13 protein-coding genes and 3 tRNA genes are annotated in these 22,006 nt (G+C 52.9%); 14 read left to right on the plus strand and 2 right to left on the minus strand.

Annotated elements, in window-relative coordinates; all coding sequences use genetic code 11:
• The first annotated feature begins 150 nt into the window (after nucleotides 1–150).
• From FHP88_RS11030 to FHP88_RS11045, 4 genes are all read left to right on the plus strand, one after another.
• Nucleotides 151–390, plus strand: a complete 240-nt coding sequence (locus FHP88_RS11030) for a hypothetical protein (protein WP_144359138.1) — start codon at nucleotides 151–153, stop codon at nucleotides 388–390.
• Entirely contained in the window at nucleotides 383–607 is a 225-nt protein-coding gene (locus FHP88_RS11035) for a hypothetical protein (protein ID WP_144359139.1), read from the plus strand. Before FHP88_RS11030 ends, FHP88_RS11035 begins: the two co-directional genes overlap by 8 nt.
• A 126-nt stretch (nucleotides 608–733) precedes the next feature.
• Nucleotides 734–1,204 (plus strand): DUF4124 domain-containing protein, encoded by a 471-nt coding sequence (locus FHP88_RS11040; protein WP_186297694.1) that lies wholly within the window; start codon nucleotides 734–736, stop codon nucleotides 1,202–1,204.
• The gene (locus FHP88_RS11045) at nucleotides 1,204–1,668 is read left to right on the plus strand and encodes a DUF4124 domain-containing protein (protein WP_144359141.1); all 465 of its coding nucleotides are present in this window, start codon (nucleotides 1,204–1,206) and stop codon (nucleotides 1,666–1,668) included. The genes FHP88_RS11040 and FHP88_RS11045 overlap by 1 nt, the downstream gene beginning before the upstream one ends.
• A 79-nt stretch (nucleotides 1,669–1,747) precedes the next feature.
• Here the strand turns inward: FHP88_RS11045 and FHP88_RS11050 are convergent, their stop codons facing one another.
• Nucleotides 1,748–1,948 carry a hypothetical protein gene (locus FHP88_RS11050; RefSeq protein ID WP_144359142.1) on the minus strand — a complete coding sequence of 67 codons (201 nt, stop codon included), beginning with the start codon at nucleotides 1,946–1,948 and terminating at the stop codon, nucleotides 1,748–1,750.
• A gap of 172 nt (nucleotides 1,949–2,120) precedes the next feature.
• A tRNA-Val gene (locus tag FHP88_RS11055) sits at nucleotides 2,121–2,195 on the minus strand.
• Nucleotides 2,196–2,316: 121 nt separating this feature from the next.
• On the opposite strand from FHP88_RS11055, the gene gltX reads away from it, so the two are divergent.
• From gltX to FHP88_RS11105, 10 genes are all read left to right on the plus strand, one after another.
• On the plus strand, nucleotides 2,317–3,726 hold the full coding sequence (gene gltX, locus FHP88_RS11060; RefSeq protein WP_144359143.1) for a glutamate--tRNA ligase: 1,410 nt from the start codon (nucleotides 2,317–2,319) through the stop codon (nucleotides 3,724–3,726).
• A 57-nt stretch (nucleotides 3,727–3,783) separates the two neighbouring features.
• Complete coding sequence (locus FHP88_RS11065; RefSeq protein ID WP_144359144.1) at nucleotides 3,784–5,475, plus strand: glutamine--tRNA ligase/YqeY domain fusion protein; 1,692 nt, start codon at nucleotides 3,784–3,786, stop codon at nucleotides 5,473–5,475.
• A 107-nt stretch (nucleotides 5,476–5,582) separates the two neighbouring features.
• Nucleotides 5,583–5,658, plus strand: a tRNA-Ala gene (locus FHP88_RS11070).
• Between the two features lie 68 nt (nucleotides 5,659–5,726).
• Nucleotides 5,727–5,802, plus strand: a tRNA-Glu gene (locus FHP88_RS11075).
• A gap of 485 nt (nucleotides 5,803–6,287) precedes the next feature.
• The gene (locus tag FHP88_RS11080; protein WP_144359145.1) at nucleotides 6,288–8,162 is read left to right on the plus strand and encodes a hypothetical protein; all 1,875 of its coding nucleotides are present in this window, start codon (nucleotides 6,288–6,290) and stop codon (nucleotides 8,160–8,162) included.
• Nucleotides 8,163–8,181: 19 nt separating this feature from the next.
• Nucleotides 8,182–9,486: a tetratricopeptide repeat protein gene (locus tag FHP88_RS11085; protein WP_144359146.1), complete on the plus strand. Its 1,305-nt coding sequence runs from the start codon at nucleotides 8,182–8,184 to the stop codon at nucleotides 9,484–9,486.
• 24 nt (nucleotides 9,487–9,510) lie between these two features.
• A complete protein-coding gene (locus FHP88_RS11090; RefSeq protein ID WP_144359147.1) occupies nucleotides 9,511–10,410 on the plus strand; it encodes a tetratricopeptide repeat protein in 900 nt (299 codons plus the stop codon).
• Entirely contained in the window at nucleotides 10,394–13,402 is a 3,009-nt protein-coding gene (locus tag FHP88_RS11095) for a hypothetical protein (protein WP_144359148.1), read from the plus strand. The genes FHP88_RS11090 and FHP88_RS11095 overlap by 17 nt, the downstream gene beginning before the upstream one ends.
• A complete protein-coding gene (locus tag FHP88_RS11100) occupies nucleotides 13,399–19,716 on the plus strand; it encodes a carboxypeptidase regulatory-like domain-containing protein (protein WP_144359149.1) in 6,318 nt (2,105 codons plus the stop codon). Before FHP88_RS11095 ends, FHP88_RS11100 begins: the two co-directional genes overlap by 4 nt.
• An 85-nt stretch (nucleotides 19,717–19,801) precedes the next feature.
• The gene (locus FHP88_RS11105) at nucleotides 19,802–21,943 is read left to right on the plus strand and encodes a vWA domain-containing protein (protein ID WP_144359150.1); all 2,142 of its coding nucleotides are present in this window, start codon (nucleotides 19,802–19,804) and stop codon (nucleotides 21,941–21,943) included.
• Nucleotides 21,944–22,006 lie beyond the last annotated feature (63 nt).

Below are 22,006 nucleotides of genomic sequence, written 5' to 3' on the forward strand. Positions count from 1 at the left end.
ACCCATTATGGCCCGGCATCTGCGTATGCCACATTAAGAGGCCGGATATACGTATGCAGTCGCGCCTACCGTCAAACACAGGTTACTTGCAAACGAGGAGGAGTCCATATACAGGACATATGCAATCTGAGATAGCCATGATACTGCACAATGTCTACGTCTACACAAGCAACACCAGAAACAACCACTAGCGGCCTATGCGACGAGATTCTGAAAAGACTGGGCTGGATTAACTCAATGGCCTTGCAGGTAGGCTCTGAATCGTTCGCCGGATGGAGTGATGAGGTCCCGGACGACTACGCCGCCGCATTGGCAAACTACGCCAAAGAAGCGGAGGCAATGACCGGGCAGGTTCACCAAGCCGTATTGAAGGGGGCGAAAAATGGATAACATCATCCCACTAGCCGGGGCTAATCCGGGAGATCGAATAGGTCCGCACGTGGCAACTAGGGCTATCAAGGTGCGCCAGAGACAAGCGATCTCTATGCTTGAGGTTTCACAGGCACTACTTAGGATCAAAGAGCTAAATGATATAGATGGGCCAAGGGATGTAATTAGCGCAGATCTTGAGAAGCTGGCCTGGTATCTCCGCGATTCCGCTTATTAATAGCCGATTTACTCCCTACAACCCCGCTATGGTTCGCCTTGGTGGGGTTTTTTGTTGGGAATTGCATTTATATAAAGCGAGGGATATTCTGGCCTGGAAGGATGACTGTTTTACATGGTGGTAAATATGAAATGGATAGCACTACTCTTCGCTGCGATAATTTGCACACAGATAGCCCAAGCTGGCGGAATCAAAAAATGGACGGACTCAGAGGGAAATGTTCATTTTGGGGATGCGCCACCTCCCACCCAGAAAACAAAACGCATCGAAGTTAAAGACCCTGCAACCGGCAACGGCAGCATGGTTAGGCCGGATGTGCTGCTATCCCGTAAAACCGAGCGCAGAAAATCCCATATACGCGATGAAGAGCCGGAGCGCGATTACGGCGAGCGCCTGCGCTATCGAAACGCAGCAGTTAAGGGCGAGGTGCTTATGGGGATGACATCAAAAGAAGTAGAGCGATCTCAAGGTAAGCCTATTGAAATCAATGAGTCTATGGGTAGCTACGGGGTCCGCGAACAGTGGGTATATCAGCGCCCCAATGGTTCGATGTACTTCATTTACTTGGATAACGGCAAAGTCACAGGGCGCAACTAATGAATATACGAATCGTCGCCTTATCCTTCATGGTTCTATATGTCGCGCCTGCGGAATCTGCTGTTTACAAGTGTGTGCTAGATGGGAAAACCACCTATAGCCAAAGGCCGTGCGAGGGTAAAATCTCGGAGGTGGAAATTAAGCCGCCACCCACATTATCTGGTAGCGCCAAAAGCACCAATGACTTTAAGGAAGCAAACAAGGAACTGGACGCGGCAATCAACGAGCGACGCGGACAGAGGAAACTTAGGGGGCTCAAACAGGATCTAGTTATCCTGAGAAAGAAAAGGGATGGGGAAATGGCGAAATACCGCTCTGAAATGCGGAGGGCTCTGACAAAGGCAGATGTAATAATAATCCAGCAGCATATCGCTAATCGGCGTAGTGAGTATGCCGAAGCCATAAAAAGTAAAGAAGATGAAATACGATCTGCGAGTAAGTCAATAGGCCCAGCCGGGTATTGAGCTTTTATTTAGGATTGCTGACTAAGAAATCTAAAATATGCGGAAGAACAGCCCCGCTATGGTTCGCTTGGCAGGGTTTTTAATCCCCTTCAGTAGTCCGCCCGATCTCTTCCAGCAGCTTCTCCCGCTGCTGTTTTAATTCAACCAAGTGACGCGGTTCTTTGGCTTTAGGAGGATGATTAGCCCAAGGGTCGACGCTTTCCGCTCTATGCCGCTTCTCAGCCTCCAGAATGTCGGATTCCAGAGAGAATAGGGCGTCTGTTAGGTCATCTAGGGTCATGGGTGACAAACTCTACCATCTGCCAACATAAAGGTGTGCATCCCTCCCCGGTTCGCTTGGTGGGGTTTTTTATTGCCTTTAATTCGCAAAGAGTGGATTTACAGAGGATTTACAGGGGCTTTTTTGTTGGTCGCGCCGCACTAGAAATTGAACGTAAGCTATTGTTTTTAAATGGTGGGCGCGCCTGGGATCGAACCAGGGACCCCTACCGTGTGAAGGTAGTGCTCTCCCGCTGAGCTACGCGCCCCCTGAGTGGAGGAGCGCAATTCTAGTGATTTGTTTCTGGCGGGTCAAATGCTCCATACGCAGATCAATACACATCTGATAGAATGCGCCTCTTTCCCGTATTGACTGCCTATAGTGAGTTTATGACTATTCGTACCCGTTTTGCTCCAAGTCCAACCGGTTACCTTCATGTGGGAGGTGCCCGCACTGCGTTGTTTTCATGGCTCTATGCCAGGCGTCATGGTGGTACCTTTGTATTGCGTATTGAAGATACCGATATTGAGCGTTCAACCGAAGAGGCGGTCAATGCCATCCTGGAAGGGATGACTTGGCTGGGATTGGAGTATGAAGAGGGGCCGTTCTACCAGACCCACCGTTTTGAGCGGTACAATGAAGTGATTGATGAGCTGCTGGAGAGTGGTCACGCCTATCGTTGCAACTGTACCAAGGAGCGGCTGGATGAACTCCGTGCGACGGCTGAGAAGCAGGGCGGTATGCGAGGTTATGATGGTCATTGCCGGGATAAGTTTGTAGATCCTGCCAAGCCCCATGTGGTGCGCTTTCGTAACCCAGAAACCGGCGTGGTGATGTTTGACGACCAGGTGCATGGCAAGGTGGCGGTCAACAACGAAGAGCTGGATGACCTGATTATACGCCGAACCGATGGTGCGCCGACCTATAATCTCACCGTTGTAGTGGATGATTATGATATGGGCATTACCCATGTTATTCGTGGCGATGATCACAAGCGCAACGCCTCCCGGCAGATCAACATCTTCAAGGCGCTCGGCTGGAAGATTCCGCACTATGCCCATGTGGCACTGATCATGGGAGATGACGGGGCGAAGCTCTCCAAACGTCATGGTGCGGTGAGTGTGATGCAGTATAAGGAAGATGGCTTCCTGCCCGAGGCACTGCTGAACTATCTCGTACGCCTGGGTTGGTCCCATGGCGATCAGGAGATCTTCTCGGTCGATGAGCTGACTCAGCTATTTGATATTGAGGATGTCAACAAGGCCGCCTCGACCTTCAACACGGAAAAGTTGCTGTGGTTGAATCAGCACTATATAAAAAGCAGTGATCCGGCCCATCTGGCTCACTTGCTTAGCTATCATATGGGAAATCTGGGTATTGATCCTTCGCAAGGGCCTGATCTGATTGAAGTGGTCAAGGCGCAACAGGAGCGGGCCAGAACATTGGTTGAGATGGCGGAGATCAGTGCCTTCTTTTACCGTGATTTCGAATCTTTTGATGAGGATGCGGCAAAGAAGAATCTGCGTCCGGTGGCTCGTGAACCGCTGGAGAAGATGCGCGCGGCCCTTGAGTCACAGGATGATTGGTCGCCAGAGGCGCTACACCAGTTGGTGATGGATGTCTCCGAGTCGCTGGAACTTAAAATGGGCAAAGTGGCGCAACCCCTGCGTGTGGCAGTTGTCGGGCGTGCGGCTTCACCGGGTATTGATGTGACGCTGCAACTGGTGGGTAAGGCCGCCTGTCTGCGTCGTATCGATATGGCGCTGGACTTTATTACCCAACGTGAGGCGAACGCCTGATCAGGCTCGCTTTGTTGTTAATCACTCAGTAAACGCAACCCTTTGGCAAAATCTGTAATGAGCAATAAAGAAACCTCTGCACCCACCCATTTTATCCGTCAGATCATTGAGCGGGATCTGGCTGCCGGGAAGAACGATGGCAAGATTCATACTCGTTTCCCACCCGAACCCAATGGTTACCTGCACATAGGGCATGCCAAATCTATTTGCCTCAACTTCGGTCTGGCAAAGGATTATGCTGGCGGGCAGTGCAATCTGCGGTTTGATGATACCAATCCGCATAAAGAGAATGAGGATTACGTTAATGCTATCAAGGAAGATGTAAAATGGCTCGGTTTTGACTGGGAAGACCGGCTCTACTATGCCTCTGACTATTTCGAAAAACTTTACGGTTATGCAGTTGAACTGATCAAAGCCGGCAAGGCTTATGTCTGTGATCTGAATGCCGAGCAGACCCGGGAATACAGAGGGACGCTGACCGATCCAGGCCGTGAAAGCCCCTATCGAAATCGCTCTGTCGAAGAGAATCTGGATCTGTTTGCACGTATTCGTGCCGGTGAGTTTGAAGATGGAAGCCGGGTCCTACGTGCCAAGATCGATATGGCCTCACCCAACATGAACATGCGTGATCCGACCCTTTATCGTATCCGTCATGGTGTTATTCATCATCAGACCGGTGAGGCGTGGTGCATCTATCCGATGTATGACTTTACTCATCCGATCTCGGATGCCCTGGAAGGTATTACCCACTCACTCTGTACACTGGAGTTTGAAGATCATCGCCCGCTGTATGACTGGATACTGGATAACATCACCATTGATTGCCATCCACAGCAGATTGAGTTCTCCCGACTCAATCTTGAATATACTGTGATGAGTAAACGCAAGCTGACCCAGTTGGTGGATGAAGGCTTGATGACGGGCTGGGATGATCCGCGTATGCCAACAATTGCTGGACTGCGCAGGCGTGGCTATACACCCAAATCCATTCGCACCTTCTGTGAACGCATAGGCGTCACCAAATCGGCCAACTCGGTTGAGATGGGGATGCTGGAAGCCTGTATTCGGGAAGACCTCGATCAACATGCCCGTCGGGCACTGGCGGTACTGGATCCGCTCAAGGTAGTGATTGAGAACTATCCGGAAGAGAAAGTCGAGATGCTGGATGCGCCTTATCATCCGAAGGATGAGTCGATGGGAAGTCGTCAGTTGGCTTTTACCCGTGAGATCTATATAGATCGCGCGGATTTCAGGGAAGAGGCCAATAAGAAGTACAAGCGCATGGTGACGGGTGGTGAAGTTCGCCTCCGTAATGCCTACGTCATCAAGTGCGAGCAGGTGATCAAGGATGATGACGGTGAGATCATCGAACTGCGCTGCAGCTATGATCCGGAAACCCTGGGTGCCAATCCTGTCGGTCGAAAGGTGCGGGGCGTGATTCACTGGGCTTCTGCGTCACAGGGCGTGCCGGCAGAAGTCCGTATCTATGACCGGTTGTTTAATCATCCTGCCCCGGATAGTGATAAGTCGGTTGAGTCTTTTTTACAGCACATTAATCCTGACTCTTTACGCACGGTTCAAGCGATCGTTGAGCCGAGTCTGCGGCAGGCAGAGGTGGGCGAACAGTTCCAGTTTGAACGAGAGGGCTACTTCTGTGTGGATCAAGAGAGTTCCCACGATAAAGTGATTTTCAATCGCACGGTTACCTTACGTGATACTTGGGCCAAGATTGAAGGAGAGGGTAGCTAACGATAGCAATATCGTGCAGGTCCATACGGGTTAATCAGGGTATGAAAAATAACAGGCCTTTGTCTGGACAAACGGCGCAGCATATCTTAATATGCGCGCCTCGTTTCGGGGCCATAGCTCAGCTGGGAGAGCGCTACACTGGCAGTGTCGAGGTCGGCGGTTCGATCCCGCCTGGCTCCACCAAAACAGAGAAAAGGCCGGATGCCTGACCGACAATCCAGCATGTTGGTTACTTAATGGAAATAGTCCAAGTCCCCTTCGTCTAGAGGCCTAGGACACCGCCCTTTCACGGCGGTAACAGGGGTTCGAACCCCCTAGGGGACGCCATATAAAAGCCAGTCAGATACAGTGTAATGCACTTGCATTTGAGCATGGCATCAGTCAAAAGCGATCATTATGGTCGCTTTTTTCTTTTCCTCTTTTTTACTTCCCAACCTGTTCTATTGTTGATATAAATAAGCTTATAAAAATAAAGGTATAAAGATACTCAGGCAGGTACTCCCATGGCTGGATGCTTTGCTTATGTCACGCCTTAGCAATTACACACCATCGATGGACCAATTGATCAACAGATGAAGGTTTTTTCATTTGGCGGTTGTATTGATATGTATCATTGAAGGATTTTGTGAAAGTGTGATGCTTATCCCAAGGTTCAGAGCAAATAAATAAAGATTCCAGGGTTGTGAGAATGGGATGCCAACAAGAAAAAGTCTCGCGCTAGCAAGGAAATGACTTTCACTTGCGCTTCATGCCAATCATTTGCAAATCCACCCTGCTATCGTCCTATCAATTTGTCGTGTCGGTAGAATAAAATGAATAAAAATATTGGGTCCCTATTGTTAAGTTGTCTGTTATTCCTGCCTGCCTGGGTGAGTGCCGATGTGCCGACTGATTGGAAGCAGATAACTCATGGTGGTTTGACGTTCTCCATGCCAGCTGATTGGGTGCCAATTAAGGAGCGGGATTTTGAAGGGCAGTGGGGCATTAAGGATGATGAGAAACGTCAGGCCGTTGTATTTTCTATAGCCCGTGAGCGGCATCCAGAGCGCATGCTCAAAGGGGCAGAAAAGGATGGTATGACTGTTCAATCACAAGGCGTGATAGCAGTTGGCGCGCTGTCCGGTGAGCAGCATCAGATCTCCGGCAGCATGAAAGATCAAGATCTCTTCCTCAAGCTGGTAATCCTTGATGGGTTACTTCCCAAAGGTGACAAAATCACATTTAACGCCTCAATTGTCAGTATGCCTGTAGATCAATGGCAGCCCGTGATTGAGCAGGTGATGGCAAGTGTAGTACCAACCTCTGAGTTGGAAGCGCTATTACAAGGGTACAGCCAACATAAACTGTTTGATGGATTGATCACTCTTGACGTGCGCAATAATTGGGATATGACCGACCATACTGACAATGTCTCATGGGAGCCACCCTTGGTATCGATCTACGGAGCCCAGATGATCCGTTTTGCCCATGGCTACAATCTTACCGGCAGCAACGGATTGTTAAGCAAGATGAAGGATCCGGTCATTGAAAAGTCTGAAATGTATGGTATTCCGGCCTGGAAGATTGTTGGTACAGGAGTGGGCGTCACCTATACCACTCCGATGCGTACCAAAACCATTCCAGCCACTACCGTTCTTTATCTCTCGGATATCTGCCTTGCCAAAGGTGATCGCTTTGGCTATGCCATTACGGCGAGTGATGAGATGTTGGTCGAACATAAGGCGGAGCTGGATAAACTGTTGTCCAGCGTGAAGCTAACCCTGCCTGAAGAGGCCGGTCCCTGTGATGATTTGGTGACCTATGAATGGAATGAAGGACTAAAGATTGGTGTGCCTCGCAGCTGGCGAAAAAATCAGGATTCCAAGTTTCAGATCTCCTGGTATGACCGGGCCCTCACTACAGGTGCTGATATCAGAGTCAGCATTAACCATCACACCACTGACGTGCATCCGATAACGGGTTATGACCATCCTGCTGAGACCCTGGAGCAGCTGACCATAGACGGTTATCCGGCAACCCATTACCGCAAAACCCATACCGGCTCTGACAAAATTGAGAAGATATACGATTACTACATCATCGATAGCCGGATGCGTTTTAAGGCGGCCACTCAGCAGAACACCCCCTCATTTTTTATCGTGCAGTTTACAACCAGCCCCTCTGCTGTGGCTCAGCCGGATATTGCCACTCACCAGCGGGTGCTCGACTCCATCGTCTTTGGCCCGGAGTGGGAGAGTGAAACGCTGGTTAAGAGAGAGGCGCAATCTGTGACGAACATTCAGGGAGTTGATGATCCACAGACCGGACCATTGGGCAAGGCTGTAGATGTTACTGAAACTGTAAAAAACAGTGAACCAACAACTGAGGAAGCTGCGGTGGATGCGCCTGCGGCTGATCCAATTCAAGCAGAAGATGCAGCAGATGAAACACCAGTTAACCCTCCGATTGATGAACCAAAAACAGAAAAACCAGCTGCTCCATCTGAAGCAGTAGCTATCCAGGATGATGCCCGGCAACGTTATGAGCAGGCCAAGGCGTTGCGTGAAGCGGGTGCGTTGCTTCAGAAGCAGGGAAAGCTCGTTGAAGCGGTAGAAAAATATCGCTCAAGTTTGTCATTTTATCCAGATGACAAACTGGAAGAACATGTCAGACGGATAGAACAGATGCTGGGTAATGGGGGGCGGTAATGATAATGAGGGAAGTAACATGTCTATGAGTTGTTTACGTGATCTGCTATTAATTGCTGCCCTGTTTTCGCTTTCAACTGTTTATCTTCAGGCGGATCAAGCGGGTGTGATTCTTGATAACACGGTCGCTGCACCTGTAGAGAGTGTGCCACTCAAGCCGACACGATTCACTCTCTATGACACACGTACCATCACTCAAATTCGGACTTTTCATTGGAATAAGGGAAAGGGTTCTTTTCCCGGTTCTATCGCGTTACAGGATAAAAATAAACGTCTGATTGGACCTTGGAAGGCGACTGGTATTGATGACCAGGGAGTGGCTAATGCCTACTGGGAAGTTTCTCCGGATATCGTGCTGGAGGCGGGTATCTATACCGTGCTGGATTCAGAGCCAAGCACATGGTCTCGCAATCCAGCAAAAGGTGATATGGGTATTGTGCGTGTATTGGGACAGATGGGTGATGCAACAGCAGATGAAGTGACGAAGGCAGAGAATAATGCACCTGCTGTCACTAATGAACCGCCTTCGCTAACGCTGGAAGAGCAACAGACGCTCGCAGCGGAGCTGTTTGAGCAGATCCGTCAGGCCGACACCTACGATTATGCACAGATTGAACAGCTCTACCTGCAACTGTTACAGGAATGCCCTGATACTGAACAGGCCGAGGAGTCCTACTTCAGACTATCAAATCTCTACCGTATGGGTATGGATCCACCAGAGTATCAAAAACTCAGGGTGTTGTTAGAAGAGTATATGGTTCGGTATCCGACATCAGAGATGGCACCAGAGATGAGTCAACGTCTGCGACGTGCCTATGAAGATACCGGACAGTGGCCCCAGGTAGTGGAACTCTATGAAACAGAGGTGTCCGAGCTTACTGAAGAGAATCCCTACTACCTGGTGACAATGCTTGATTATGCCAAAGCACTGGAGGGTAGTGGCATTCGCGACAAAGCGCTTGAGGTTTACCAACAGGTCGCGACAACAGCCGGCAGTGAAAAGGCCGGTAATTATGATATGAGCGATCTATGGTTGCGGGTTGCGCAACAACGAATCGAAATTATTGGCCTGTTGAATACCGAACAGTGGAACGAACTGGTTGAAGTGTACCGTAAGCAGTTCGCCAATATGGCCTTTGCTGAGATGCCACAGATTCAGGAACTGCTGGAATATGCGCAGGCGCTGGAGAAGAGTGGTGATCGCTCCGCCGCTATTGCGCAGTATCGGCAGGTGATGCGAACGGATCAGGGCAACCGAACACTTCAGGGTCAGCAGGCCAGTGAAAGGTTGATTGAGCTGGTAGGAGTCGACTGGCATGAGTAAGTGGAATTAACGGGAGAAGGGTTGATGCAAAGCAAACTATCAGGCAATCACCTGTGCCAATCGAGTCGCACCGTGCGATGGCTGGCCGCTATGCTGCTGGTCGCTATTCTGGCTATTTCATTCAATTTGCAGAGCGGGGAAGTGGCCGTGGATGAACGATTCAAACTGGCTGAGCAAGCGCTGAGCGAGGGCAGTATCGAACAAGGGAGGGCGCACCTTGAAGCTATCCTGAAGGAGAATCCTGCAGACAAGGATGCCTGTAATCTCCTCGGTAACATTGCACTCTCGCAGGGGGAGTTAGAGCAGGCAAAAAACTACTACAACTGCGCCCTGGATGCCGACCCGCTGTTTGCCGAGGCCTATAACAATCTCGGTGTACTGGCTTTGAAACAGGGCCAGATGAATGAGGCCATGATCAACTTCCAGGCTGCCGTGAAGATCGATCCAAAGCGCGCTGATGCCTGGTACAACATGGGTCAGATCCTGATGGCGGCTGGCCAGGTGGGTCCTGCCGAGGAGTACCTGCGGCGTGCCACGCGGGCGGACCCCAATCACGCGGCATCACGTCACCGCCTGGCGGTTCTGCTGCTCGGACTGCGCCGGGGTGATGAGGCGAATCAGGTATTGGAAGAGGCGGTCAAGGCAACACCTGACAACCCCGAGATACTCTTCCTGTTGGCAACAGTGCTGGATGATCTTGGTCGCATAGAAGAGGCGTCGATACGCTATCAGGAGGCGCGCAGTGCCGGTAACACCTCCCCGGTTCTCCCGCTCTATCTGGCTGAAACCCAGATTAAGCTTGGCCAAAAAGCGGCCGCGAAGAGGGAGCTTCGCACCATTCTGGATAGTGCCAAAGCCGATGCGGCCGTTAAGGAGAAAGCTGCCATCCTGATGAAGGAGATGGGCGATGACGGTACCGAATAAGCGCACTCTCCTGCAGCCCCTAATTATGCTGTCAAACCTCTATCGGTGGCTGCTGGCCCTTGTTCTGCTGATTCTGATCAGCCAGCCGCTCACACTATTTGCGGCCGACAATATCGAAGAGCTTCGGGTTCGTCAGCAGAATGCACTGAAAGTCCTGGAAAGCAGTTATCACAACAGGGTCCGTAGCAATCCGGCTTTAATCAAGCCCGATGGTACGGTGGATACCAGCCATCCTGACTACCAGCAGGTGCTGAGTGACTACAGTAAAGACAAGGCTCAAATTCAGTCACAGTTCAATGATCAAGATAGCCGAGGACAGGACCTTGCAGATCTGCAGCAGCGCTATGGTTCCAATCTCAAGACCACCGGCAGTTCCCCGAAAGATGTCAGGGCGGATGTTGATATCACTGCCAATAACAGCGATGTCGCCGCACAGATCGCTGACGAGTGGCGGGCTCGGGGTGATGATGTCGATTATGATGAAAATCTTGGTATCTACATCAACAAGACAAAAGATACCACCCTCTGGCAACCTCCTTCTGACACCCAGTTAGCTGAAAGACAGAAATACCATGATGCCTTCTCAACGCCGGGCGGTAAGCAGGCGACCAATGTAAAGGGTGCCGAGTCGGTAAGGGATCCCGAGGGGTATGTCTTGGATAATGAAAAAAAGTTTATCCACGGCGCGGAGGACCTGGAAAGCACCGATATCAACAGCCGCTCTCCAGAGGCGCAACTGAAACGTGACATGGCCCTGAAAACTATGGGCAAGAGTGTCAGCAAAACAGCTGATGAAGTGGGTCATGACTCGAAGGTGATTAATCAGGCCCGTCAGTTGAGAAACTATGGGGACAAGTTCGAGACCGGCATCACCCCCCTGGGCGCAACCCCCGAACAACAGAAGTCTGACGAGAAAAAGTGGATACAGAAAGCTGACCAGGAGATACAAAATACCAAGCCGATAGCGGCTGACCAATCAAGAAAGATTCGTGATGTACGTGAGGCAGTTGCAAAGACCGCGGAAGAGCATTCAAAAGGCCGTCCAACGTCCAAGCCTGCCCCGGGAGAGGTGCCCGAGAATACTGCACAGAATATCCGTAACCGGAACAAAACGCTCGACAGCGCCAACGAAGAGGCCCGCACAGCCAACACCGAGGCGCGTAAAAAGGCCGGTTTGCCCAAACAACCGGAGCCAGACAAGAAGGCAATCGACAGCCAAGCGGATAACCGGGCCCGCCAAGCGGCACAAAAACAGCAGGAACAACAGCAGCGTGTGACCTCAAGCGAGCGCAAGGGTCAGTCAAAAAATAGCAAATGGAAAGTCACTGACGAGCGTCAAGGCAAGACAAATACCAAGACCATCACCTCGAAAACAAGCAATGCTGATGGCAGTGATACTACACGAACGACCCGTACTGAGAGCAAGCGTACTCCCAGTGGTGGAACAACCACCCAGCAAAATAGAAAAATAACTGAAAAAGGGGCTGATGGTTCAAGTAAAAGCACCCGTCAGAAAACCACAGGATACGAGGGAAAGAACACAGGTTCAGCCACCACAAAAACAACTGAGATGGAACGGGATGCCAGTGGTCAGGTCACCCGCCGGAGTGATTCAACCAAGACCACCACTACCCGCAATAACAAGAGTGGCAAACAGATCAGTACCAACGAACAGTCCACCACCCACCAGGCCAGGAATAGCTGGCTGCCCGGAAGTACAGGTACCACCACCACAGAGAGCAACAAGCACACCATTGTCCATGAACAGGGTGGTCAAACACGGAAAACAGAAACCGGGCGTACAACCACTACCGATAACAATACGGGCTTCAAGACCACCACTAACACCCAGGCAACCACTAACACCCGCAAGGATGATGAGGGGCGTGAAACAACCACTAGGGTAACCACCACCACGACAGATAAACCTTGGCAGAAGAGCCGGACAACAACGGGTGGCTATGAACGGGATCTCAAACCCGGTGGTGATCCAAACGAGCCGGAGGATGGGAAAAGAATCGGTGATCCAACCAAGGTCAATGTAAAGATTGCCGGCGGCAAGCTTTTCGAGCCGATTGATGAGGCGAATAGTACTGCCGCAACCAGTACTGCGGGAAGGACAGATTCGGGTATTGAATACGGTGGTGAGGCCAAGGTGCAGGTCGGTCAATATGGCTCGAGTGGTAACTGGGAGGTAACGGCTAACCAGCGGGGTCTGCATGCCAAGGTGGATGTGAATGCTGAGGTCAATGCAATCAAGGCCACGGCTACCGGTAGTGCCGAGAAGAAAATCGGCAATGCGACCCTTGGCGCCAAGGTGAGTACTACTGCCAAGTTGGGTGCGGAGGGAAAGGGCTCGGGTGAGCTTCATCTGGGATCTGACCGTGTTGCCGGTTCTCTTGAGGCAAAGGTCTTTGTTGGCGGCAAGGCGGAGGCGGCGGCTGAGGCATCACTCTCATGGTGGGGGATCAAGCTCACTGGCAAGGCCCAGGGAGAGGTCACTGCCGGTGCCGGTGCAGAGGCTAAGGTGGACGCTGAACTGTCATGGACAAAGATCCGTCTTGGCGCAAAATTGTCGGCCACCCTGGGTCTGGGTGCAGGTGGTGGTACATCGGTTGAATTTGATGCGACCGAAGCGATCACCGGCTATGATCCCGCGGCTCTCGATCAACAGTTCCAGGCCGGCGACAGTATTGTGCGAATCTGCCGTGATCTGCGGTCGGGGCGTCTGCGCCTGCCACCTGGCGTCAAGTTCTCGGATATCCGTGACCGTCTGCAGAAAAATGCAGAACTCTTTGCCAAGCATCCTCAGCTGACCAAGGACGGTAAAAAAATCAGTCTGGTTGACTCGTTGATCAATGACCTGAATCTGAAGAAGGGCAAGAACAACACTTATATCACGGCCCATCACAAACAGAAGGACTGGTACTGTACCAACAGACCTCAGATCGAAGCGCCAGTTGTCCTACCTTCTATCGTGGAGCGCAAATGATGAAGTCACTCACTGTACGGTTACTCCATGGCTTGTTGCTTCTGGGTATGATTACCTCTGCTGTTGTCTATGCTGAGGCACCGGGTCCCTTGGCGGTAAAGGTCTTTGAACAGACCGTTGACGGTACACGCAAGCCGCTGGCCAATGTCCGGGTGCATATTGGTCAACGCCATGCCGCCACAGATACCCAAGGCATGGCCATCTTTGAAGGTTTGCCCGGAGGCAGTTACAAACTGAGTGTGGAGCAGCCAGATTATCAGACCTTGACTCAGCAGATTGTTCTGGCCAATGGCGCCCGTCAGGCAATCGAGCTGACACTGACACCAGCGGCAGTGGTGCAGTGGGGTGGTCGGGTTGTGATTGAGGGGCTGGATCAACCCATAATCGGTGTGATGGTGGTGCTTGATCCTATCCAGGTAAAGTCGTCCCTCTCCGGTCAGGCACACTCGATCACCACATGGGATGGTCGCTTTGAGTTTATCGATCTTCCCGTCGGGCGGTATCAACTGAGTGCCACGGCCCCCGGCTTTGCCGTGATCAGCCAGGCGGTGGAGGTTCTCCCCCTGGACAGGTCAAAACAGGCGGAGTTTGATGCGCCGATGGTCGATGGCGTGGCGCTGGATATCTGTCGTGAATGGGGCAATAACTGCAACAAACCGGCAGCCGACCTGTTTTGTCAGCAACAGAACTTCTTTGAGTCGGAGACCTTTAGGATAGGCAACGATCAGCCACCCACCCGCATCATCACCTCCGGTAAGCTCTGTGAAGACAAGGGTTGTGACCGTTTCAGCTGGATCAAATGTGTGGGTGAGCCTCAGGAGCCGCTGGTTCTGAAGTTGCAGGCGGTAACAAAAAATATCAGCCAGGTGATCAAGGTGACCGATGTCGTGACCAGTCAGGCGATACCAGGGGCTCGGCTGCAGCTGGCAGAGACTTGGCCCAGTGGTCTCATTGCTGAGGTGAAAAGTGACCGCTCAGGCAGGGCACAGTTTAATGCATTGAAACTCGGTGTGGTCAATCGCCAAGACGAAAAGGGCGCGGTTGCGATTACACGGCGGCAGGCTACTGTCCGGGTTGAGGCGGAAGGGTATGTCCCGACAGTTGTACCACTGATGCTCTCTGAGAGCGCTTCTGAGTTGGATGTCTCACTCACTCCGCTGACAGAGCTGGAGGAGGTGGAACCCAATAACGACCTGGAACACGGACAGACGGTGGGCGTCGGAGCACCGATCCGCTTCAAGATCGCCGAGCGGGGTGATAAGGACGTCTTCAAATTCAGGCTGGTCGAATCGGCAAAGCTGCGCCTGTCGATAGAGGATGGCGCCCTGGATACCGTGATTCAACTGCGTGACAGTGATGGCAAACTGATGAAAGAGCAGGGGGGGCATGCCGGAAAGACAAACAGTTTTGAATCCTGGCTGAACAGCGGCAGCTACTCGGTTGCTGTTACCGAATGGGGGAATAATGCCAGCGACCCCGAAAAGAGCATGATACTGAACGTCACCGCAGAGCCTGCGGTGGACCCCAATGAACCCAACCAGACGCTTGACTCGGCAAGGGTTATTCACCTCAACCAGCAGGTATCCGGTCTGATCTGGCCGGTAGGTGATCGGGACTTTTACCAGCTTGAGGTGAAACAGGCCGGTATTCTCCGGCTCAGCGATCTGCACACGAGTTTGCAGCGGCATGTGAAGATCTACTCCAATCTGGGGAAACTGCTGGCAGAGCAGGGCAGCTACGCCAATAAACCCCTCTCCCTTGAGTATGCGGTCATCCCGGGTACCTATGTCATTGAGATGCAGGAGTGGGGTAACAATGATGCATCCCTGGAACCCTACCGTCTGGCGGTTGAGATGTTGCCTGACGACGGCGTGGTCGATCCGCTGCAGGAACCCGGGGAGATGCTGGCAGCTCGCTCGCTTCAATCTCACACCTGGTTTGCCAGCACCATCCTGCCGATTGGCGATCGTGATCTCTTCAGTGTCACCATACCCGGTGCTGGTGTGCTGCGTATGCAGAGCAAGGGACCAATGCAGCGTCACCTCAAGGTGTTTGACGCCAAGGGGACTCTGCTACAGGAGGTGGGGGCTTATGAAAACAAGCCAGGAGAACTCAACTGGCATGCCAACGGGCCACAGACGGTCTTTGCCTCTATCGAGGAGTGGGGGAATAACAGCTACTCACCACTGCCGTATTCGATGCGGGTCTGGTTTGAACGGGCGGATGAGGTCGATTTCCAGCAGCGCAACGAGAGCTTTGATCAGGCGGCCCCGCTGATGCCGGGTGATACCATTCACGGCAGTTACCTGCCGCTCGGGGATCAGGACTTCTACGTGGTGGACATCGATTTCCCCGGGATGCTGCAAGTAAGCGCAAAGTCTGCCCAGCAGACTCACCTGCGGGTATTTGACAGTCAACGCAAGATGATTGCGGAGAGCGGTGCTTATGAAAACAAAACGGCCACAGTGAGGCCGGAGGTCAACCAGGGGATCTACTATATCCAGGTCAATGAATGGGGTAACAATACAGCCTCGACTGAGCCCTATGAACTAAAGCTGGCGTTGCAGCGAGCCGAGCCAGATGAGACTGAACCCCTGGTCGAAGATGAACCACGTTTGCTGCTCGATGGCGTGGCGCAATCGTTCTCTATCGACCAGCGGGGTGACCGGGATCGTTTTCTCTTCGAACTGGCCAAGGCCGGTGAGGTCAAGCTGAATATCGCCAGCCAGGTGCAGACGCTGGTGCGTGTATTTGATGATCAGAGCGGCAAAATGATCCACGAATCCGGCCACTACAATCCGGTCAAATGGAGTCTGCCATTGAAGTTCGATGGTCCGATCCGCCTTCGCATTGAACTGAGTGAGTGGGGCAACAACGAAACTTCACTGGAGCCGGGCTTCATCATGATCGACAGCCGGGGCCGTACGCTACAGGCCGATCACATCGAGTCCACCCCCGATGGCTCCTTCCCCGAGCGTGTATCGTTCAAAAAGGTGGCCCTTAAGCATGCCGATCCGGCACAACGGTGCGAACTGGATCTTGACGGTGATGGACGTGCCGACCTGACTCTCGACAGTGACCAGGCAAAAAGCGGCCGCTTCCCCCGTGAGGGTCGTTACGTGGTTGAGTCAAAGTGCATTGGCGCCGACGGACAGGTCGCCAGGGAGAGACTCTGGGTGCAGGCCACCGGCAACCGTTCACGTGAGGGAATTGCACTGTTCCTCAATACACCGATGGAGGGGCAGACCATTGACCGGCCAGTCAAATTGGCTGCCCAGGTGATCAGTTACAGTGGGCGACCCGTGGCTGGAGTGCGCTACCGCCTGGATGGCCAGGCCCTGGCAACGGATTACTCAGCCCCCTACGACGTCGATGTGAACTGGCAGACACTGGCGGCGGGAAAACACACTGTGGAGGTGGTGGCCTATGATGCCAATGGTGTCGAGGCCAAGGTGAGTCGGCAATTCAATCTGTCCGAGTATTTTGATATCTCACCGCCCAATGGGGCGGTACTTTCCGGCGAGTCTATCCGGGTCAGCTGGCTGGCTCCGAAGTACGGCGAGTCACTGCTTCGTTACCGCAAGCAGGGCAGTGAAGAGTGGCAGACGCTTCGCGGTCAGAGTGGCCGCCTGCGGGTGGTCGAACTGAAAGAACTGGATGCCGCGGTGCCTTACGAGGTTCAGCCACTGGGTGGGGTTGAGGATGGTCCTGTACAGACCCTCACCCGGGTCAAGGGGCTTGCCTTCAGCCGCAGCCGATACGGCGCCAATGTCCGGCGGGACTATGATCAGCGAGTGGCTATCAGTGTGCGCAATAATGGGGATGAGCCGTTGAGTGTCCGCCTCGAGTGCGGAAAACCGAAGGATCCCACCCTGCTGGTTGGTTTTGTCGGTGAAGGCTCAGAGGATAAGCCGATCAACCTGGCACCTGGTGAGGCGCGGGATTTCCTCCTTGGTATCAGCGCCCAGGATGTGAACACCGCCGACCATTCAGTCCCTATCCGTATCGTCTCGAATAATGGTCTGAGTGACGAGGCCGAGGTGGCGGTGCATGTGCGCCTGCCCCATGTCGAACTGGCATGGGAGGATCTTGGGCCTCTGCCGCTGGGGCATGGACGCAAACTGCGCTTGCGCAATAAGGGGGATACCATCACCGACCTCCAGGTGAGCAGCGAAAAGAACCAGGCGGTACGGATCTCACCGACCATTCAGCACGGCCTGCTGCAAAGTGGCCGCAGCATCGAGTTTACCGTGACCCCACGCTTCTATGAGGGCTTCACGGGTGTCCAGAGCAAGATCCTTGCCCGTGGTCTGGATAAATCCTTCGACTACCCCTACGAGATGAAACTGGCCGAGGGTGAGCGTGTACGTCGCATCTGGCTCTTTCCGGGTATCGATCCCACCGATGAGGTACTGCGTGACAAGGAGCCGGAGCTGATCGCCCATGCGGCGAAGGCTGAACAGCTGGATCCGGCAAAGGTCGATTGGCGCCGTCGTGACAACCCGGAGGATCTCGACCGTGATGGCCGTGCAGATCGCTGGTCGATGAATATCGGTGAGGTACGCTGGGTCGGGGATGACACCGATGCCGATGGCGAGATCGACTTCGTCCATGCCGATATCGCCGATGACGGTATCTTTGAATACTCCGCCATCCTGGAGCAGGAAACGTGGCACAAGACCAATCTGGTGGAGGCCTGGCTGGAGATGGGCTTCAGCTTGCCGTGGAACCGGACCAGCTACCATCCCCATGATACGGATATCGTGCTCAACGGCACGGTGATCGGAAGTCTGCGGGATACCATTCCCGAGGGCAACTACAGTTTCCGCATACCACCGGCTGCGCTGCGGTTTGACAAGAGTGGCATGCCCGGGAGTAACAAGGTGGGTATCAACTCCAAGCACCTGCGGGGAGGTCACTACGTGGTGAACAGTGATTTCCGCTTCAAGTTTCGCCTCACCGCCACACCGGTCTGGACCGTGGCGAAATCCGAGGCAGATGCCCGCCAGTCAGTAGCCCAGCTCGGTGGGGTGGCGATCGCCTCGCCGGATCTGAGTATCTCCTCTGCAGAACTCAGGCTGGATGCCCCGACCGAGGCCAAGGCGGGGGATGAGATCAAGGTTGAGATACCGGTGCGCAACCTGGGGTCGGTGGCTGTGCCCGAGGCCGACGTGGTGCTGTTTCGTGAAACGCGTGGTAGGGCAAGGGAGGAGATCGCCCGGGTGGTGGTCGACCAGGTCACCCTTCACGGCTCGGCAACAGCAAAGATGGCCTGGAAGGCGACGGCAGGATCGAGCAAGTTCATCCTGGTGGCTGACCCGGATAACCAGCTCGATGATCTCGATACAGTAAACAACGAAGCGGTATTTTTCCTGCCGATCAAGGGTGAGGAGAAGCCGATAAAGATCACCTTTAACCAGCCGAAGACGAATGTTACATCGGCGACACCACAGGTCACACTCGATGCAACGGTGAATCCGGAGGCGGGAAGTGTCGAACAGTCTCTGTCGATCGATGGCGGACTCTGGAGCGAACTTGCTCCTACGAAGGAGAAGATCAGGGCGGAGTTGTTGTTGCAGCCGGGTAATCATCGTATTGAACTGAGAGTGGTGGATACCGAGGGTAACAGTGCAACTGAAGCCGTTACGGTAACGGTCAATGCGGCAGAGCCGGATGCACGGATAATAACCCCCAAGAAGGCAGAGACGATTGCAGAGCGACATGCCCATGTGATGATTGCTATCCCGGAAAAAACGGCACTTGTCGGGGTGCGTGCGGCAGGTGGGCCCTGGCATAAAGCCGTGCTAGCCGGTACAGAGGCACATGTGGATTTACCACTGCGGTTTGGTAAACAGACGATTGATGCCATGGTCGTCAACCAACAGGGTGTTGTTAAACCATTATCGGTAGATGTTGTCTGTGCTGCCCAACCCAAGGAGGGAGAAGAACGGGTTGTGGCTGGCGCGGAACAACAGGGGCTGTTGTGGCCAAATTCTGAGAGTGAGTTGGCACTTGATCTGTTTCAAACGACTAATGGCGTTATGCAACGAGTGAAGCGGGAAGAGAGACTTGCAGCTCAGCGTGTTGAATCTGCAGCAGCTGCGAATACCGCTGCCATGGATCCAAAAATGCGTGAACGCTATGAGCAGGCCAAACGATTACGCATAGAGGGTGGAAAACTGCAGGCAAAGGGACGTCTGCAGGAGGCGATCAACATGTATCGTCAGAGTCTCAGGTTATATCCGGATTATCGATTGGAAAAACATATCCAGTTAGTCGATGGGGTATTGAACGGGAAGGCGTCCACTCAATGAAAAGAAAGCACAAGTTATTAATGGATCAATTATTAATGGTTTCAGGTGATATCAGATTCCTGGTCTTAAATTCGGAGGTGGCGTTGTGAACAGGCATGATGGGCTTAAATGGTTGAGTACCGTGCTGTTAAGCGGATTGATATGGAGCAACGCAGCGATTGCCAATACCGGGACTGATGCCTTGGAAGGGGGCAATGGTGTGGGTGCTGATGCACTTGAAGGTGGCGGAACAATGTCAGCCGATGCGTTGGAGGGAGGCATCAATGCTTCGCCAGTAAAGTGTGATGGACAATCACCCTGTATTGAAACCAGCACAGGCCTGCCACTGAAGGTGCTCCCCAGACCTTTCAGTAATATCTATCTGGAGCAGCAGGCCAATGCAAATGCGGTGGCAATGGCTAATGTGCAGGCTTTTAGTCCTCTGTATGTGTTCGCCCGTGAAGGAATCGATCTTTCCGACCCATCTGAGCCACAAGGCTGGTACCAGGTGGGCAGCAATGCTACGCAAGCTGCGGGTTGGATGCAGGCGCGGGACGCGTTGGAATGGCGTCAGGCACTGGTTGTAGCCTATACCCATCCTGGGGGTATTGCAGAGGGGCGCAAGCCGGTATTGATGTTTAAGGATGCAGAATCACTGCGCAGTATTGTTGACGCGGAGGATATGGCGTCCAAGGCGGCCGGAGTGTATGCCGCGGTAGAAAAGTCTGAACCACCTGAGTCAGTGATCAGCATGGAACCGAAGCGCTACATCGATATTAACCGACAGTTTTATATCCTGCCCATTCTCGATTGGGAACAGCTGGATATCTATGGCGATGAAGTACGCTTGCTCCAGATTGCGGCAGCGGTACCGGGTCAACGTGGTGCTGACACGTTGAATGATAGCGGCTATATGGATCAGGCCAATACCGGTCGCGAGGTTGATCAGGGCGCTGGACTGGACAATTTGTCGATTGATGTGGTGTTTGTAATGGATACCACCCGCAGCATGCAGCCCTACATAGATAAAACCCGCGATGCGGTAAAACGCATGGTTCAGGCGACGGGTGACAGATTAAAAGACAAGGTGAAGTTTGGCCTGGTGGGTTATCGTGATTCAGTTGCGGCTGCTCCAGCGGTTGAGTACACCAGTCGTAATTTCACCCCGGAACTGGTTGATGCCAATGCCTTAATTGATGTGCTTACGAATGATGCCAAGGCGACTCCGGCCGGTAGTCTTGACTATGCAGAAGAGGTGTTTGCAGGTGTGGATGTCGGCCTGCGCTCAGAGTGGCGACCTGGTGCATTGCGCTTTATTGTTCTGGTCGGTGATGCGAGTGCCCATCCCCGGGGACATCCTCAGAATACCACCGGAAAAGATGAAACAGACTTGCGCCGCGAACTGGATGATGCGGGTGTTCATCTGATCTCGATTCATCTTCAGGATCAGCGTGCGGCGGAAGATCACAATCAGGCCATTGTTCAGTTTGGCCAACTGGCCCAGGTTCGTGGTAGTGATGGGCAACAGGCACTGATCGTGGTGAATGCGTTTAAAGAGGGTGATTTTGAAGCGGCTGTTGATAGCGTAGTAGGTGGTGTGGTGACCCGTTTTGAACAGTCTCTGGCACTGCGTAGCCTACCACCCCCACCGCCGATGCCGGAGTATGGCGCTGACTTGGATACAGCGACTCAGGGTCAGGTGGCGATTAACAAGGTCTGGGAAGCCGCCTTGATCGAATACCTGGGCAAAGGTGCTCGGCCGCCAAAAGATATCGTCGCTTGGGCAATGGACCGGGATCTGCTAAATCCAACGGACACCGCGCTGGAAGTCCGTGTGTTGGTTACGCGTGAACAGCTGAGCAGTTTGGTACAGGCGTTGGATCGTGTGCTGGAAGCATTTGAAAAGTCTGAAAAGAGTCAGGGTCAGTTTTTTGAGGCGCTGCAGAGCCTCTCAGGCCAGGCTATGAAACGCCCGGAAGATTTGGGGCATGCACAGAACTTGGCAGAAACCGGGCTATTGCCTTCCTTTATACAGAGTCTGCCCTATCACAGCGCTATTCTTTCGCTGACTAATGATATGTATGCCAGCTTTACCCCAGAGCAGCGGGTTCAACTGGAATGGGGATTAAAGGCCAAGCTGGCTCAGTATGTGGCTATCAATGAAGAGGTGGATGCTTGGCATCGGTTGAATGAGTCCGATCCTGCCAGTGAACTGGTTCATCCGCTGCATATTGATTATTTGCCGTGATTGATGTGAACGTTACCGACCCTGTTGCAAGAGTGAATACATCGCTAGCTGCGAAGGAAAGCG

The organism is Sedimenticola selenatireducens (assembly GCF_007625115.1).
Lineage (GTDB): Bacteria > Pseudomonadota > Gammaproteobacteria > Chromatiales > Chromatiaceae > Sedimenticola > Sedimenticola selenatireducens_A.